Source organism: Bacillus sp. FSL R5-0585 (assembly GCF_038004545.1).
In the GTDB taxonomy this organism is placed as follows: Bacteria; Bacillota; Bacilli; order Bacillales; family Bacillaceae_G; genus Bacillus_A; species Bacillus_A cereus.
In genome coordinates this window covers 620,142-637,608 of the sequence record NZ_JBBORJ010000001.1, presented here as the reverse complement: position 1 = coordinate 637,608, position 17,467 = coordinate 620,142, and the positions used below count along the sequence as shown (strand labels likewise).

The window sequence follows — 17,467 nt, the reverse complement described above, 5'->3', positions numbered from 1 at the left end:
CTCATCCTTTCTTTAACTTTTTCTGTAAGCGATACAATTCGTTCATCGCTTCTAAAGGTGTCATATCAAGTAAATCAATTTTTTTAATTTGCGCCAATACTGCTGTTTCTTTTTGATCTAGCAGAGGTTTGTCTTGTTTCTTCGAAGACTGTTCTCCTCCAAAGAAAGATAGTTGCGATTCTTCTTCAGTCTCTACTTTCGTTTCCTGTATTTCTGCTATTTCCTCTTTTACAACTACAGGTTCTGGAGCAGCTTCTTGTACTTTCACTTCTACTCGTTTTGGAATAATAATTTCTTCCTGTCCTTCTAGCTGTGCTAACACTTCTTTCGCGCGGGCGATTAAGCTATCTGGAAGCTCTGCAAGTTGCGCAACGTGAATTCCGTAACTTTTATCTGCTGCCCCGTCTTGAATTTTATGAAGGAATACTACTTTTCCATTCTCTTCAATTGCTGAAACGTGTACATTTTTCAGTTGATCTAAACTCTCTTCTAACACCGTTAATTCGTGATAATGCGTAGAGAATAACGTTTTTGCACCAATTTGGTCATGAATATGTTCAATAATTGCTTGTGCAAGTGCCATACCATCATAGGTAGATGTACCGCGTCCAATTTCATCGAATAAAATTAAACTTCTTTCTGATGCGTTTGCAATTGCATTTTTCGCTTCTAACATTTCGACCATAAATGTACTTTGACCTGATATTAAATCATCCGCTGCACCAATTCTCGTAAAGATTTGATCAAATACAGGTAATACTGCTTCTGTTGCTGGTACGAAACAACCGATTTGCGACATAACCGTTACAAGTGCTAATTGTCTCATATACGTACTTTTACCAGACATGTTCGGCCCTGTAATTAAAAAGACATCCATATTCTCTGGCATAATACAATCATTCGGTACATACAATTTCCCGTTCAATACTTTTTCAACGACAGGATGACGACCATCTTTAATAAAGATTTCGCGCTTCGTTGTCAGTACAGGTTTTACAAACTGTTCTTCTTCACTAACTGTCGCAAAACTTTGCAGTACGTCTAATTCACTAATTACTTTCGCTAAATGTTGTAATTTCGGAATAAATACTTTTACTTCTTCACGAAGTGCTGTAAATAAATCGTATTCTAGCTGTACGATTTTTTCTTCAGCTTCCAAAATTAACGTTTCTTTTTCTTTCAGTTCATCTGTAATGAAACGTTCAGCATTAGCAAGCGTTTGTTTTCGTTCGTAGCGGCCTTCTGGAAGTGCTGCAAGATTCGCTTTCGTTACTTCAATATAGTAACCAAAAATACGGTTGTATCCGATTTTTAACGATTTAATTCCAGTAATATCACGTTCTCTTTTTTCAAGCTCAGCAATCCACGTTTTCCCGTTTTTACTCACGTAACGATATTGATCAAGCTTGTCATTATAACCATCTTTAATAATATCTCCATCTTTAATTGAAAGCGGTGGGTTTTCTTGAATACTTCTTCCTAGTAATTCTGTTAAGCTTTCACATGGATCTGCACCTTGAATTAATCTCGATGCATAAGCGTTATCTAACAAACTAATTGCTTCTAAAATAGCTGGCACTTGAAGTAATGAACGTCTTAATTGTAATAAGTCTCTTGCATTTACGTTACCAAATGCAACTTTTCCTGCTAAGCGTTCTAAATCATATACTTCTTTTAACTTTTCTTTTAAATCTTCACGTAAGAAGTAATCATTTACAAACGTTTCAACCATTTCTAAACGCTCTTCAATTCTTTCTTTCTGTATAAGTGGACGTTCCATCCACTGTTTTAACATACGACCACCCATAGCTGTTTTCGTCTTGTCCAATAACCATAATAGTGATCCTGTTTTTTCTTTCGTCCGAAGTGTTTCTGTCAGTTCTAAATTTCGCTTTGAATGTACATCAATTTTCATAAATTGATTCGTATAATAAATTTCTACTGGTTGCAAATGATCTAAAGAACGTTTTTGCGTTCTTATTACATAGTTAAATAAACGTCCAACTGCTTTAATTAATTTTGCTTGTGAAACATTTTTCACAAGATGTTCTAATCCTTCCGGAATTGCCGTTGCATCTTCATACGAAATCGTCATTTTCAATGTTTCAGTTAACTTGTTTAGTTCATCTTTAGAAAATGAAGAATCAACAACAATTTCTTTCGAACCAGTTGCATACACTTCTAATAAAATATCTTCTACTGAACCAGTCAGTAACGTTACTGTATTTTGTCCAGTCGTTAAGTCGTTACAAGCTAATGCATATGATCCATCTTCAAAATGTGTTAATGCGGCTAAGAAGTTGTTTTCTTTCTCATCAATTGTACGCCCTTCCATCATCGTTCCTGGCGTAATTAATTGTACTACTTCACGACGTACTACACCTTTAGCTGTTTTCGGATCTTCTACTTGCTCACAAACAGCTACTTTATATCCTTTTTCAACAAGTTGTTCAATATAGTTTTTAGCCGCATGATATGGTACACCGCACATTGGTATACGTTCACTACTACCGCCATCTCGGCTCGTTAATGTAATTTCAAGTTCATGAGCTGCTTTAACAGCATCCTCAAAGAACATTTCATAAAAATCGCCTAAGCGAAAAAATAAAAAGGCATCTTGATAATCTGCCTTAACCTTTAAATATTGCTGTATCATAGGCGTATATTGAGTCATACTTTTCCTCCATAATTCTTACATGATAATCTATTTTCATATATGTCGCATTTCACGGACACTCTTATCTCCTATTTCAGGAGTCTTTCTTCATTATAACATATTTCATAAAGAATCATGTTCATTCAGCGCCACTTATGTAAAGTAAAAAGCTAGGAAGAACTTCTCCCTAGCTTTCTATTACTCTTCTTCTGCATCAACGATAAAGTTCGGATCTAATTCTTCAAATTCATCATCAGCAATTTGGAAATCATCATCTGATTCTACGCAGCCTTCAGGATTTACACTTACACAAATTTTCGTTTCTCCAACTACTTCTGTTACAAATTCACGTTCTACAGTTACAACAATTTTATTACCATTTGGTGATACAAGTGCTTCTAAACAATTTGGCGGCTGAATAACACGAGCAATAATTTCTAAATCGTCACCAGAAAAGTTTTTATCACGATAACCAATACTTACTTCGTCCGTGTAGTTCACACGTTCTGTTACAACTTCAGTCTTTGTATTTCCATCAAATGAATACCAAGTGTTCACATCATAGAAACCTTCAATTTCCACATGTTTTCCATTCTTTCTTGCTTCGTACGAGTGGTTAATTACCCAGCACCCTAAAATACTTGTTGGCTCATTATTCGATTCACATGTATGCGTTGACTTTGTATACTTACGTCCTTTTCCAACCACTGCTTTTGTAATAATCTCTCTAAATTCGGACATTCGTAACCCTCCTCAATCACTATTCACTTAATCATATGCGTGACAATAGCGGAATGTGTCATTCTTTTTTTGAGAAGACCTTACGTTTAATCCACAAAAAAAGAGATGTCAATATGACATCTCTTTAACAACCACAATTTCCTTTTTTACTTTCTACCGCTGCGCCAGTTTCACCCTTTAGTACATCGCCACCAGTTGAAATTAATATTTCATCTGTTACGTTGTTAGAAATTGTACTAGCAACTAACTGTAATAAGTCATTTACGTATGTTTGTGAAGATTTAAATTGTTGTACGACTGGAATACTGTCTAACTTATCTTGCAATGCATCAATTTCAGCTTCTACCTTTTTTAAAGCTTCCCATTTCCCGTAATGTTGCAAGTTTACTGCTTGTTTTTGCAGTGCTTTAATTTCATCGATTGCGCGCTTTACATTTTCATTTTTATGAATTTGCGCCTCTGCTTTCTTAAAAAAATCAACTTCTTCTGTTTCAGAAATCATTTTTGCTAATTCTTTCGCTTGTTCAACAATGTCATCTTTCGAATATACTTTCATCTATTATTTCACCTCAATCGGCTCTTCAACTAATTCCCCGTTAAGAGACCAAGTTTTTGCTTCCGTTATTTTTACTTTCACAAGCTGACCAATTAAAGATTTTGAAGCGACGAAGTTTACAAGTTTATTCGTACGAGTATAACCTGCAAGTACTTCCGGATTATTTTTACTTTCCCCATCAACTAACACTTCTACAATTTGACCTTTGTAACGACTATTCTTTTCAATTGCCAACGTATTTACTAGTGTATTTAAGCGTTGAAGACGTTCTTTCTTTACTTCCATCGGTACATTATCTTTCATTTTTGCAGCTGGTGTACCTTCGCGAGGAGAATAAATGAATGTAAAGGCAGTATCAAACCCTACTTCACGATATAACGACATCGTTTCTTCAAATTGCTCATCTGTTTCATTTGGAAAACCAACGATAATATCTGTTGTTAATACTACATCTGGAATTGCTTCTTTAATTTTTCTTACAAGTTCTAAATAATGCTCACGCGAATATTTACGCGCCATAATTTTCAACATATCTGTACTTCCAGATTGAACTGGTAAATGGATATGTTCTACTAGGTTGCCACCTTTTCCAAGCACTTCAATTAAGTGATCATCGAAATCACGTGGATGGCTCGTTGTAAAACGAATACGGGCAATATCAACTTTACGAAGTTCGTCCATTAAATCGCCAAGACCGTATTCTATATCTTCAAAGTCTTTACCATATGCATTTACGTTTTGTCCAAGTAAAGTAATTTCTTTATAACCATTTGCAGCTAAATGACGAATCTCTTGGATAATATCTTCTGGACGTCTACTTCGCTCTTTTCCGCGTGTATACGGTACAATACAATACGTACAGAATTTATCACAGCCATACATAATATTTACCCACGCTTTAATATCACCACGACGTACTTTCGGAAGGTTTTCAATTACGTCACCTTCTTTTGACCATACTTCAACTACCGTCTCTTTCGAGAACATCGCATCTTTTAGAATATACGGTAGTCTATGAATATTATGCGTTCCAAATACCATATCTACATGCTGATTTTTTTGCATAATTTTATTTACAACAGATTCCTCTTGAGACATACAACCACATACACCAATTAAAAGGTCTGGATTTCTTCGTTTGAGTGACTTTAAATGACCTAGCTCACCAAACACTTTATTTTCGGCATTTTCACGAATTGCACAAGTATTTAATAAAACTACATCTGCATCCTCAGTTGAAAAAGTTGGTTCATATCCAAGTGCTGTGAAAATACCTGCCATTACTTCCGTATCATGCTCATTCATTTGACAACCATATGTACGAATATAGAACTTTCTTCCTGTACCAAAATTGCGAAACTCTTCAGGTAAGCCAAAATCCCGTTCAATTTTAACTTCTTCTTTCCCACGCTTTTTCGCATCCTTTAAGGAAGGTGGTTGATATACACTTTCAAAGTATTTACTATAATCTTTCTCTTCTTTTTTCGTAGAGGAATTTGCTTGTTGACTTGCTAATCGTTGTTGCTCGTTCATCGGTAAATCTCCTTTCACCCTTAACTATACACACTCTATAGTCCATTTTAATGCGCTTAGACTCACCTCAAAAATGGTTAGATAGCTGGAGAGATAACTTGTCCTTTGAAACTTGAGTAATCAATCTAATCATTCATAAGAATGAAGTCTTCCCCACGCAAATAGACATTCCCTTTTTTATCATTTCTTGTTGTCCTACCCAAAAGCATATTGCTTTATCCCTATAAACATTACCATAGTATGACGTGTTTCGCCAATCTTAACAATACAAAGGCCTTTTATTACCTTACATTTCATAAGCAATGAACTTGCCATTTTCATACAACGATTTATATATTATTTTATCATTCTGAATTTTCTAAGTAAATAAGGCTACCCTATATTTTTGTACATAAAAAAAGGTTACCAAATCGGCAACCTCCTCTTCTTACATTACATAAATTCAGCAACAAGCTCATCAAACATTTTCTGATCCATATTTAAATCAGATTTCACTAAAGGCTCTTCACTATAGCCTTTAACAAGTTCTTGATATGATGGTTGCTTAGTATTTTGATAAATTAACCCTGTTACTAAACCGTTATTTTCCATTAAAGTTTGCATAGCCATCATGCGATTAGATGGATCATATCCCTCTACTGTGCTTAGTTTCGTTAAATTCTCTTTAAACCAATCGTAAGTATTTACTTTATTGTAAGTAACACATGGGCTAAATACGTTAATTAATGAAAATCCTTTATGGTTAATACCAGCTTCAATAATTTGTGTTAATTCTTTTAAATCACTCGAAAAGCTTTGCGCCACAAATGTCGCACCAGCTGTTAAGGCCATTTCCATTACATTTAGTGATGGTTCAATTGAACCTTGTGGTGTGCTTTTCGTTTTAAATCCAGCTTCACTACGTGGTGAAGTTTGCCCTTTTGTTAATCCATAAATTTGGTTATCCATTACGATGTACGTAATGTCGATATTACGACGAATAGAATGGATTGTATGTCCCATACCAATCGCAAATCCATCACCGTCACCACCTGAAGCGATAACTGTTAAATCACGATTTGCCATTTTCACACCTTGTGCAATCGGAAGGGCACGACCATGAATACTATGCACACCATATGAATTAATATAACCTGAAATACGGCCTGAACAGCCGATACCAGAAATAACAGCAAGTTCATCTGGATTTAGGCCAACGTTAGCTGCCGCACGTTGAATTGCAGCTTGCACTGAGAAGTCTCCGCAACCTGGGCACCAGTTTGGCTTTACACTGTTACGAAAGTCCTTAAATGTTGCCATTTAATACAACCCCTTTTTTGCATTCGTTGTAAATCTCTTTCGGCAAGAATGGGTTTCCATCATATTTTAAAAGACTAGAAATTTTCTCACCATTACCAAGATTCATTTTCATAATGTTAGCAAGCTGACCTGTTGCATTGTTTTCTACTACTACAACACGCTTCGCCTTTTTCACAAGTGGATCGATTTCAGCTGTTGGGAACGGGTGAATTAAACGCACATGAGCATGGTTTACTTTCATACCCTCTTGTTCTAAACGCGTCATTGCCTCTTCAATCGCACCACGAGTTGAGTTAAATCCAACAAGCAATACGTCTGCTTCTTCATGCTTAACATTTTTATAAACAGGGGTATTAAACTTCAAGTTCTCCATTTTACGGAAACGTTTGTCCATTTGATCTTTACGGTTTATTGCTGATTCCGACGGTTTTCCAGTTTCATCATGTTCTACACCTGTAACATGGTGAACACCATTTTTCATACCAGGTAAAACACGTGGTGAAACGCCGTCTTCTGTTACTTCATAACGCTTGAAGTATGCTTTATTTTCACGTTCTGGTAATTCTGCTTCTAAATCAAGCTTACCACGACGAATTTCCACTTTATCTAATTTAAGTGGTTCTACTGTTTGTTTTCCTAACGAAAGCTGTAAATCTGTTAAGAAAATAACAGGAACTTGATATTCTTCAGATAAGTTAAATGCTTCTACAATGTCATAGAAAGCTTCTTCAACTGTACTTGGCGCCATTACGATTTTTGGAATTTCACCATGCGTACCGTAAATCATCGCCATTAAGTCAGACTGTTCTTGTTTCGTTGGTAACCCTGTACTTGGGCCGCCACGTTGTGTATCAACAATTACTAATGGGGTTTCTGTAATACCTGCTAAACCGATTGCTTCCATCATTAATGAAAGACCAGGACCAGCAGATGCCGTTAATGTACGAACACCAGCATAGTTTGCACCGATTGCCATTGTACAAGCTGCGATTTCATCCTCAGTTTGGATTACTGTTCCGCCGACTTTCGGTAATTTTTTAATTAAGTATTCCATAATTTCTGATGCAGGTGTGATTGGGTATGCTGACATAAAACGAGCACCACCAGCTACCGCACCAAATGCGATTGCATCGTTTCCAATCATAAACATGCGTTTTTTACCATCAGCTTTTTCAAGCTGCATCATGTTTACTTTCTCACCTAGTAATTCTTTCATATATTGAGAGCCGCGTTTAATTGCGTCCATATTCTTTTGAACGACTTGCTCTCCTTTACGACCAAAGATTTCTTCAACAACATCTAAATAAGCTGTTTCATCTAATCCTAATACTGCACTTGATGCTCCAACAGCAACCATGTTTTTCATTAATGATGTGCCTAATTCTGAAGCAATATCTGTAAACGGTATCACATATAGATTTACATCTGTATTGTCAGGTATTGTTGGATTAAATTTCGCATCCGCAACTACAATTCCACCTGGACGTAGTTCGTGGAAATTAAAATCAATTGTTTCTTGGTCAAAAGCAATTAAAATATCTAAATCATCTGAGATCGCTCGTACTTCTGTTGTACTTACACGAATTTTATTATTTGTATGGCCGCCTTTTATACGTGATGAGAAGTGGCGGTAACCGTATAGGTAATATCCTAATCGGTTTAATGCAATACAGAAGATTTCTCCTGTACTTTCAATTCCTTCACCTTGTTGGCCTCCAACTTTCCATGAAAGTTGACTAATCATCTCCTACACCCCTTTTGGCTGCATTCATTGTAGTGTATTTTTTTACAGTAATAGTTTAGCATTTTTTATGCAAATAAACTACAACGGACGCAAATTATGCCTCTTCTGATTTCCCTGAATCTTTAGTATAAAGCTATTTTGTTTTTCATTCTAGTATTAGGTCTTAAAAAAAGCAATAAAATCAAATGAATTAATTTTAATTTTTCTGAATTTTAAATCAGAATTTAAAAACTTATATGTTCTACAAAATTATCATATAAAAATCGTTCTACAGTAGATGCAGCATAGTGTTTACAAAGCTCATTCATTACATTTTCATAATCTCGATACGCTGATACATTTACAACTGTTTCTAAAATCCCATCAAAATCGGAACCAAATCCTATATTTCGCTCTCCACCTAATGAACAAATATATTCGATATGTCTTACTATATCTGCTACATTCGCTTGTTTTTCATTTGTTAGAAACTGCGGTACAAAAGTGACACCAATCATGCCATTTTTCTTTATAAGAGCTTTAAGTTGTTCATCGTTTAAATTACGTGGGTGCTCGCAAAGTTTCATACAATTTGAGTGGGAAGCAATAGGATTTTTTGCAATCTCTATAACATCCCAAAAACTTCTTTCATTCAAATGAGACACATCAGTCCATACATGTAACGCATTCAGTTCTTGTACAACATGTTTACCAAAAGTCGTTAAACCCGCCCCACGTGTCTCTAGCGCACCATCAGCTAAGAGATTGGCATAATTCCATGTTAGTCCAAAAGAACGTACTCCTAGGCGATACAACAACCGTAATTTCATTGCATCTTTTCCAATTGCTTCGCATCCTTCTATTGTTAATATCGCTCCAATCTCGTCCTGTTTTAATATGTTAATATCATCTTTTGTCTGAATAAACTTCACACCTGGTAGGGATAAAATTTCATTATAAAAAATATCTACCATTTGTAATGCTACTTCAAATCGGTTTTCATATGCCACTGTTTCTGGTACATATATAGCAAAACATTGTATACTTCCTTTTCTTCTCTTTAACTGTTCAAATGTAATATGTAATTGTGAATCCTCTTTAAAATTCCTTTTCCCTTGTGCACTCCATAACTGAAGAAGCACGTCACAATGAGCATCAAAAATTTTCATTTTCATTCCTCCATTATAAAAACAACCTGTTTGCATACTGCAAACAGGTTGTTTAAACTTAACGAGGTTCTACAATTAATTTTATTGCTGTACGCTCTTCGCCATCAATCATAATATCTGTAAACGCTGGGATACAAATCAGGTCCAAACCACTAGGCGCTACAAATCCTCTTGCGATTGCTACTGCCTTTACAGCTTGGTTCAATGCACCTGCACCAATAGCTTGAATTTCTGCTGTTCCGCGTTCGCGAATAACACCTGCAAGTGCACCAGCTACAGAATTAGGGACCGACGTTGCTTTAACTTTTAATATTTCCATTCCGCGTTTCCTCCTCGTTTCTTTAAAAAGTATTAGCAATTATTTCACTTTAACTTATATTCACGAGGAATGGCGCGTATTCCTGCTAAATTTTCGTAATTTTTCTAAAAAATTAAAATATAATAACTTATCTAAAATTTAACAAAAATTTACTCAAAAAATGGTTGATCGTCATTAATTAAAATACGTTCAATTTTCTTTGCTTTTCCTGTATTTGGATCTACATCAATTAACACTGCACTTAATTGCGTTCTACCATTTGTTACTTCAAATCGTACTGGTAAGTTTGTTAAAAACTTCTTCAATACTGCTTCTCTGTCCATACCTAATATTCCGTCATACGGCCCTGTCATCCCAACATCTGTAATGTATGCCGTTCCGCTTGGTAAAATACGGTTATCCGCTGTAGGGACGTGCGTATGCGTACCTACTACTGCTGTAGCACGTCCATCTACATACCAACCTAGCGCTTGTTTTTCACTTGTAGTCTCCGCATGGAAATCAACAAATATAATATTCGTACGCTTTTTCGCAATATTAATTAATTCATCCACTTTACGGAATGGACAATCAATTGGAGGAAGGAAAGTACGTCCTTGTAAATTAATAACTGCAACTTCTGTTCCATTACAGTTCACAAAGATAAGTCCTTTTCCTGGAGTTCCTTCTGGGAAGTTAGCTGGTCTTGCAAGATATTTTGCATCATCGATGAATTCAAATACTTCACGATTATCCCAAGCGTGGTTTCCAAGTGTAACTGCCTGCGCCCCACACTCTAAAAAGTTTCGATATATTTTTTCTGTAATCCCACGGCCACCTGCTGCATTTTCTCCATTAATGATTGTTACTGTAGGTGTATATTTTTTCTTTAATGCCGGTACGTATTGTTGAATCATACCTCTACCAGGAGATCCTACTACATCCCCAACAAATAATATTCTCATATGTCTTACCCTTTCTATGTACTGCATTTTTTATTGCTATAGCATCAAGTAAATTCCTTATAATATCTTTATTATAAGTTTGTTTCACTTTTATGCCATATAACTAACTGTCTTTATTTTATCCAATTCCAACACAAAAAAATAAAGTGGTGTTTCACCACTTTATTTTGCGTATTCCACTGCACGTGTTTCACGAATAACAGTTACTTTAATATGTCCTGGGTAATCCAGTTCATTTTCAATACGTTTTCGGATATCACGAGCTAAACGATGAGCTTCTAAGTCATCGATTGTATCTGGTTTTACCAAAATACGAACTTCACGTCCTGCTTGAATTGCAAATGATTTTTCAACGCCTTCATAAGACTCTGAAATCTCTTCTAACTTTTCAAGACGACGAATATAGTTTTCAAGTGTTTCACTACGAGCTCCCGGTCTTGCAGCTGATAAAGCATCTGCTGCTGCAACTAAAACTGCAATGATAGAAGTTGGTTCTGTATCACCATGGTGAGATGCGATACTGTTTATAACTACAGGATGCTCTTTGTATTTCGTTGCGAGTTCAACACCAATTTCAACGTGGCTACCTTCTACTTCATGGTCAATCGCTTTTCCGATGTCATGTAATAGACCAGCACGTCTTGCTAGTTTTTCATCCTCGCCAAGCTCTGCTGCCATAAGTCCAGTTAAATATGCAACTTCCATAGAGTGTTTTAAGACGTTTTGACCATAACTTGTACGGTATTTTAAGCGACCTAAAATTTTAATTAAATCTGGGTGTAATCCGTGAACACCCACTTCAAACGTTGTTTGCTCTCCAACTTCGCGAATATACTCGTCCACTTCACGTCTTGATTTTTCGACCATCTCTTCAATACGCGCTGGGTGAATACGTCCGTCCTGTACTAGTTTATCAAGAGCGATACGAGCTGTTTCACGACGAATTGGGTCGAATCCAGAAAGGATTACCGCCTCTGGTGTATCATCGATAATTAAGTCAATACCCGTTAACGTTTCTAACGTACGAATATTACGACCTTCACGCCCGATAATACGTCCCTTCATTTCGTCATTTGGAAGATTTACAACCGAAACGGTTGTTTCAGCAACATGATCAGCTGCACATCTTTGCATTGCAAGAGATAAAATCTCTTTTGCTTTCTTATCCGCTTCTTCTTTCGCGCGAACTTCACTTTCTTTTACCATAACAGCGATTTCATGAGAAACTTCATTTTCTACTTTACCAAGAATAATTGCTTTCGCTTGTTCGCGTGTCAGATTGGAAATGCGCTCTAATTCCGTTTGTTGCTTTTGAACTAACTCTCCCACTTTGCTTTCCAACTCTTCAATCTGTTGTTGTCTCGCTACAAGAGAATCCTCTTTCTTCTCTAACTGCTGCTCGCGTTTATCGAGCGTTTCGTCTTTACGATCAAGGTTCTCTTCTTTTTGCATTAAACGATTTTCTTGTTTTTGTAATTCGCTTCTACGGTCACGAATTTCTAATTCAGCTTCTGTACGAAGTGTATGAATTTCATCCTTTGCTTCTAAAAGCGCTTCTTTCTTAAGTGCTTCAGCCTCACGATTCGCTTCGTCTAGAATACGTTTTGCTTCATTAGCCGCACCATTAATCTTCGCTTCAGCAATAGACTTTCGAACAAAAAAGCCAACAACTGCACCGACTGTTGTTGCAAGCAAAATGGAGATGAGTATCCAAACTGTACTACTCATGATTTCACCTCCCCTTGCTATGAATGAAAAAAGACTGTCGGCATGTACATTGAATTACAACATACAGCAAAGACCGTCGTCCCGCTTTTTTTAAGGGACTTTCTTCATTTCACAATTAAAATGTCATATTATTATTTCGGTAAGATTTAAACCTTACTCCGAATATTACTTCTCTTCTTGAGAAGAGTATATCGTATATAAGAAAAAATATACATTCTCATTGTATCTATCGTAATTTTCATTGTCAAGCGTTGTCTACTTTTACTTTCTTTACCTTCAGCCTTGAATGTGACCTAAATTTGAAAAGTAAGGAGCCTATTATACTGGAAAACCTTAGTAATTCCCATTTCTTTACTTAAAATATTTAAATATCCTTCTTTACACAACCCATTTGAAGTCAAAAAATATTTTTATCTATAGTATTATGCTCCTTAATAGTAGATAAAAAAATAAAAGACACGAGACCGTGTCTTTTATTTTTTTAATCAAGAAGAGTTGAATCTTCTGCGCCCTCAGCACCAGAATCTTCACTAATTCCGTGATGCTCACGAATAAAGAAGGCAATTTCTTCTCTTAAATCTGTATTTTCTTTTAAGAACTGCTTCGAATTTTCACGACCTTGTCCTAGACGTTCTTCATTATAAGAATACCAAGCACCGCTCTTTTGAACGATATCAAGCTCAGAAGCCATATCCAAGATTTCACCTTCTCTTGAAATACCTTCTCCGTACATAATATCAACTTCCGCAACACGGAATGGTGGTGCTACTTTATTTTTCACTACTTTTACTTTTGTTTTATTACCAACGATGTCGTTACCTTGCTTTAATTGCTCCGCACGACGCACTTCAAGACGAACAGTTGAATAGAATTTCAACGCACGACCACCTGGAGTTGTTTCTGGCACTATCTATAGATTTTCCATCTCTATAGTCTGGACTATCTCTTCATCTCTTTACAGAGAGCCTTGCACTTCCAGCAGTAGCCTATCATCTGCCGTACCCTACTCAGTTAACTAAAAGTCCTTTTCGGTAGTCTCTACACCTTCCCCATATCACTATGGAGCTTGGCACGGTATTACCCTAAATAATGGTGGGCTTCACCGTTAGCAACTATATGGATAGTTACACCCTTAGGCAATAAGGTTCACAAGGTTTTTTAACATGCTATCACTAGCAAGGGAAACCCATGGTAAACTCCTTAATCTTTACGATTAAGCAACTTGTAGTTGATTTCCGAACATAACCCCAACTTTTTCACGAATTTGGTTAATAAAGATTGCAATTGTTTTTGATTTGTTGATTGCTCCTGAAAGCTTACGAAGTGCTTGTGACATTAAACGTGCTTGTAAACCTACGTGTGAGTCACCCATGTCGCCTTCAATCTCTGCTTTCGGTACAAGAGCTGCTACAGAGTCAATTACGATAATGTCAACCGCACCACTTCGTACAAGTGCTTCCGCGATTTCTAATCCTTGCTCCCCTGTATCAGGCTGTGATAATAGTAATTCATCTATGTTAACGCCTAATTTTTGTGCATATACAGGATCCATTGCGTGCTCCGCATCGATGAATGCTGCTTGTCCACCTTGACGTTGTACTTCTGCAATTGCATGTAATGAAACTGTCGTTTTACCTGAACTTTCAGGTCCGTAAATTTCGATAATACGGCCACGTGGATATCCGCCTACCCCTAATGCCACATCAAGTGCTAAAGAACCACTAGAAACCGTAGAAACTCTACGCTCCGCTTGTTCTCCTAATTTCATAATTGAACCTTTACCGAATTGCTTCTCTATTTGTTTTAACGCCATATCTAACGCTGCTTGACGATCACTCATTCAAAATTCCTCCTTAACTGAATTGCTAATCTTATTATACCTATTTTCAATTCAATTTGCCAACAAAAATCGAACATTTATTCGATTTTTTTATTTTCTATCACACAAATACGGAATTCAACTATAAAAAAAGCTAGAAGAAACTTATATCTCTTCTAGCTTTTTATATAAATGATAAAATCCATATTTTGCTGTTCGTTCTCTAATTTGTTGACGACTTCCGCTTAAATTAAGAGGAAAGACTACAGTTGGTTCATCCTTAATAGAAAGCCCAACAAATACTGTTCCTGGTTCTTTCTGTTCTGAAGCATCTGGCCCTGCTACACCAGTGAAACTAATTCCGATATCCGCTTTTAGTACACCCTTAACATTTTCAGCAAGATAACGAGCACATTCTTTACTAACTGCACCATCAGTATGCAACACTTCTTCAGGCACACGTAAAACATGTTGCTTCACATCATTATGATAACAAATGACACCGCCTTTAAACACAGAAGAAACACCAGCGTTTTCAGTTACTTGATTTCCAAAAAGACCACCTGTTAAACTTTCTGCACACGCTAAAGTTAACCCTTTTCTCTTCAATAACTCGATTGCCTTATAATGCAAAAATTCTTGGTCATATCCGTAGAAAAATTCTCCTACTCTTTCTAAAATCAAATCTTCCACATGTTGAATTAGTTTCTCCGCTTCGCTAACATTTTGATGCTTAGCGGTTAAACGTAATGTCACTTCTCCATCATTTGCTAACGGGGCGATTGTTGGGTTTGTTTGTCCATCAATTAAATCTTGAACTTTCACCTCTAATTGGGACTCCCCAATACCGAAGAAACGAAGCACACGAGAATAAATGTTTTCTCCTGTTGTAAAATTACGTAAAAAAGGCTCTACGTAACTTACATACATTGGTTTCATTTCTTTTGGCGGCCCTGGTAATAAAATATAAACTTTTCCGTTTTTATTTACCCCCATACCCGGCGCCATACCGTGGTCATTTGCAAATACTGTTGCTCCATTTAAAACGAGCGCTTGCTTTTTATTATTCTCCGTAAATTCACGGCCTGTACGCTTAAAGTAATTACTTATTAAGGCTAATGCCTTTTCATCATACACAAGCTCTTCATCTAAACTAGTAGCTATCGTTTCTTTCGTTAAATCATCTTTTGTCGGTCCTAATCCACCTGTGAAAATAAGTATATCAGCACGTTCTTCCGCAGCTTCAATCGCCTTTTGCAATCGCTTATTATTATCACCAACAACAGTATGATAGTACACGTTAATTCCGATTGAAGCTAACTTTTCAGATAAAAACTGGGCATTTGTATTTGCAATTTGTCCAAGTAATAATTCAGTTCCAACCGCAATAATCTCAGCATTCATCCCAATTCCCCCATAAACTTCTATTTTGAGTTTACAAAAGCAGCTCTATTTTTCCAGAAATAATCCCATCCTGAAATAACAGTAAAGATTAATGCAATCCATATGAAGATATCCGCAACTGGAATATGGATTAAATTTAAAGGTACATCGTGTAATAAATATGCTGCAATCGCAATAATTTGTGTCCATGTCTTAATTTTTCCTAGCTGGTTTGCTGCAACTACTTCCCCTGTTCCAGCAAGTACAAGACGTAAACCAGTTACCGCAAACTCACGACTGATAATTACAATAACAATCCAAGCCGGTACATATTGCATCTCTACCAATGTAATAAGTGCTGCCGAAACAAGTAATTTATCAGCTAACGGGTCAAGAAACTTCCCTAAATTCGTTACAAGATTATATTTTCTTGCGTAATGTCCATCAATCCAATCTGTAGCTGAAGCAATGATAAAGATAAGTGCCCCCACTAAATGTTGAATCGGTAAATCAACATCACCAATTTTGTATGAACCCCAATCAAAGGGTGCTAACATAATTACCATAAAAATTGGAATTAAGAAGATTCTAGATATTGTAATTTTATTTGGTAAATTCACAGCTATTCCTCCATCATATCAAAAACATTTGTTCATCGAAAAAAAGTCATCGAAGCGATGACTGTTATTGTGCAGGTTGCTCTATCCCTTGGTTTTTTATCACCAATCTTTGGTGAAGTTCTTTTTCTGGATCCAATGGATAAGCGACCACTTGGCCATTCAGTTTAACTTCAACATTCGTTGCATTTCCAATATTAAGTCGCACTTCTTTTAATGTTGATACATCACGTTTTTCTATTTGGCCCTCTTGTACTGTAGCGTTTAGAATCACATTCCCAGCATCATCTTTAACATCTACATAACTCGCACCTTTACCCGATAATTCCAGTTCTAATGTTTTATTATTATGAATTTCCAAAGTAGATACCTTTCCAGTTGTTCCAACTACTTTCACTTCTTGCTGTCCAGTTGGTTGTGCTGGTTGCTCCTCTTTCTTTGGTTCTTCTTTCTTTAGTTCCTCTTTTTTTGGCTCTTCCGCTTTCACTTCATCTTTCTTCGTATCTAACGGAGAATCTTTCGCTTTTTGAACTTCAATTTTCTCACTTTGAGCGCTCGGAACTTTTTCATCATCTTTTCCAGTTAACGCTTGAAACACAAACCAGATTACCACTCCAACTGCGATTACTAACAGCGCAACTAAGATTTTCGGCATGTGATCTGCAATTGGCCATGATGAAGATTTTTGCATTGTTTCTTGTGTTTTTTGTCCCGTTGATACTTGTGGAACTTCACGCTTTTCAGATTGTGGTATCGTACTCTGATGTTCTACGAGCAGTTCCTCTCCATTTAATCCAACCGCATCTGCGTATTGTTTAATGAATGCACGCGCATAAAAAGCTCCTGGCAATACATCATAATTGCCTTCTTCAATTGCCACTAAATGGCGTTTTTGAATTTTTGTAATCTCATGCAGCTGATCAATAGACAAGCCTTTCGCTTCTCTTGCTTCTTTCAGCTTTTGTCCCAATTCCGTCACT

At 36.5% G+C, this 17,467-nt stretch carries 13 protein-coding genes and 2 pseudogenes; all 15 read right to left on the bottom strand.

Annotated features, from left to right (window positions below):
• Position 1: 1 nt before the first annotated feature.
• Positions 2 to 2,674, bottom strand: coding sequence for a DNA mismatch repair protein MutS (mutS, locus tag MKY38_RS03470; protein WP_000196026.1), 2,673 nt, complete (start codon positions 2,672 to 2,674; stop codon positions 2 to 4).
• Between the two features lie 180 nt (positions 2,675 to 2,854).
• Positions 2,855 to 3,397 carry an outer spore coat protein CotE gene (gene cotE, locus MKY38_RS03465; protein WP_001288799.1) on the bottom strand — a complete coding sequence of 181 codons (543 nt, stop codon included), beginning with the start codon at positions 3,395 to 3,397 and terminating at the stop codon, positions 2,855 to 2,857.
• A 124-nt stretch (positions 3,398 to 3,521) separates the two neighbouring features.
• Positions 3,522 to 3,953, bottom strand: a complete 432-nt coding sequence (locus MKY38_RS03460; protein WP_000870461.1) for a RicAFT regulatory complex protein RicA family protein — start codon at positions 3,951 to 3,953, stop codon at positions 3,522 to 3,524.
• Between the two features lie 3 nt (positions 3,954 to 3,956).
• Positions 3,957 to 5,486 (bottom strand): tRNA (N6-isopentenyl adenosine(37)-C2)-methylthiotransferase MiaB, encoded by a 1,530-nt coding sequence (gene miaB / locus MKY38_RS03455; RefSeq protein WP_001005388.1) that lies wholly within the window; start codon positions 5,484 to 5,486, stop codon positions 3,957 to 3,959.
• Positions 5,487 to 5,918: 432 nt separating this feature from the next.
• Positions 5,919 to 6,785 (bottom strand): 2-oxoacid:ferredoxin oxidoreductase subunit beta, encoded by an 867-nt coding sequence (locus tag MKY38_RS03450; protein ID WP_000190155.1) that lies wholly within the window; start codon positions 6,783 to 6,785, stop codon positions 5,919 to 5,921.
• Positions 6,772 to 8,529, bottom strand: coding sequence for a 2-oxoacid:acceptor oxidoreductase subunit alpha (locus tag MKY38_RS03445; protein ID WP_000625417.1), 1,758 nt, complete (start codon positions 8,527 to 8,529; stop codon positions 6,772 to 6,774). The genes MKY38_RS03450 and MKY38_RS03445 overlap by 14 nt, the downstream gene beginning before the upstream one ends.
• A gap of 224 nt (positions 8,530 to 8,753) precedes the next feature.
• Positions 8,754 to 9,677, bottom strand: a complete 924-nt coding sequence (locus MKY38_RS03440) for a dipeptidase (RefSeq protein WP_065222981.1) — start codon at positions 9,675 to 9,677, stop codon at positions 8,754 to 8,756.
• A 58-nt stretch (positions 9,678 to 9,735) separates the two neighbouring features.
• On the bottom strand, positions 9,736 to 9,996 hold the full coding sequence (gene spoVS, locus MKY38_RS03435) for a stage V sporulation protein SpoVS (RefSeq protein WP_000404341.1): 261 nt from the start codon (positions 9,994 to 9,996) through the stop codon (positions 9,736 to 9,738).
• A gap of 149 nt (positions 9,997 to 10,145) precedes the next feature.
• Positions 10,146 to 10,940 (bottom strand): TIGR00282 family metallophosphoesterase, encoded by a 795-nt coding sequence (locus MKY38_RS03430; protein ID WP_001221095.1) that lies wholly within the window; start codon positions 10,938 to 10,940, stop codon positions 10,146 to 10,148.
• Between the two features lie 162 nt (positions 10,941 to 11,102).
• On the bottom strand, positions 11,103 to 12,668 hold the full coding sequence (gene rny / locus MKY38_RS03425; protein WP_000099769.1) for a ribonuclease Y: 1,566 nt from the start codon (positions 12,666 to 12,668) through the stop codon (positions 11,103 to 11,105).
• A gap of 481 nt (positions 12,669 to 13,149) precedes the next feature.
• Positions 13,150 to 13,572: pseudogene (locus MKY38_RS03420) on the bottom strand (recombinase RecA); the annotation flags it as partial.
• 327 nt (positions 13,573 to 13,899) lie between these two features.
• Positions 13,900 to 14,508: pseudogene (recA, locus tag MKY38_RS03415) on the bottom strand (recombinase RecA); the annotation flags it as partial.
• Positions 14,509 to 14,652: 144 nt separating this feature from the next.
• Positions 14,653 to 15,891, bottom strand: a complete 1,239-nt coding sequence (gene cinA / locus MKY38_RS03410; RefSeq protein WP_114555483.1) for a competence/damage-inducible protein CinA — start codon at positions 15,889 to 15,891, stop codon at positions 14,653 to 14,655.
• Positions 15,892 to 15,911: 20 nt separating this feature from the next.
• Complete coding sequence (pgsA, locus tag MKY38_RS03405) at positions 15,912 to 16,490, bottom strand: CDP-diacylglycerol--glycerol-3-phosphate 3-phosphatidyltransferase (protein WP_001052967.1); 579 nt, start codon at positions 16,488 to 16,490, stop codon at positions 15,912 to 15,914.
• Between the two features lie 64 nt (positions 16,491 to 16,554).
• Positions 16,555 to 17,466 (bottom strand): helix-turn-helix domain-containing protein, encoded by a 912-nt coding sequence (locus tag MKY38_RS03400; RefSeq protein WP_341050240.1) that lies wholly within the window; start codon positions 17,464 to 17,466, stop codon positions 16,555 to 16,557.
• Position 17,467: the final 1 nt, after the last annotated feature.

Excerpts from the sequence above, each read along its gene's own strand:
- mutS (WP_000196026.1), bottom strand. The coding sequence starts at position 2,674 with ATGACTCAATATACGCCTATGATACAGCAATATTTAAAGGTTAAGGCA.
- MKY38_RS03445 (WP_000625417.1), bottom strand. The coding sequence starts at position 8,529 with ATGATTAGTCAACTTTCATGGAAAGTTGGAGGCCAACAAGGTGAAGGA.
- cotE (WP_001288799.1), bottom strand. The coding sequence starts at position 3,397 with ATGTCCGAATTTAGAGAGATTATTACAAAAGCAGTGGTTGGAAAAGGA.
- rny (WP_000099769.1), bottom strand. The coding sequence starts at position 12,668 with ATGAGTAGTACAGTTTGGATACTCATCTCCATTTTGCTTGCAACAACA.
- cinA (WP_114555483.1), bottom strand. The coding sequence starts at position 15,891 with ATGAATGCTGAGATTATTGCGGTTGGAACTGAATTATTACTTGGACAA.
- MKY38_RS03430 (WP_001221095.1), bottom strand. The coding sequence starts at position 10,940 with ATGAGAATATTATTTGTTGGGGATGTAGTAGGATCTCCTGGTAGAGGT.
- miaB (WP_001005388.1), bottom strand. The coding sequence starts at position 5,486 with ATGAACGAGCAACAACGATTAGCAAGTCAACAAGCAAATTCCTCTACG.
- spoVS (WP_000404341.1), bottom strand. The coding sequence starts at position 9,996 with ATGGAAATATTAAAAGTTAAAGCAACGTCGGTCCCTAATTCTGTAGCT.
- MKY38_RS03440 (WP_065222981.1), bottom strand. The coding sequence starts at position 9,677 with ATGAAAATTTTTGATGCTCATTGTGACGTGCTTCTTCAGTTATGGAGT.
- MKY38_RS03460 (WP_000870461.1), bottom strand. The coding sequence starts at position 3,953 with ATGAAAGTATATTCGAAAGATGACATTGTTGAACAAGCGAAAGAATTA.
- MKY38_RS03450 (WP_000190155.1), bottom strand. The coding sequence starts at position 6,785 with ATGGCAACATTTAAGGACTTTCGTAACAGTGTAAAGCCAAACTGGTGC.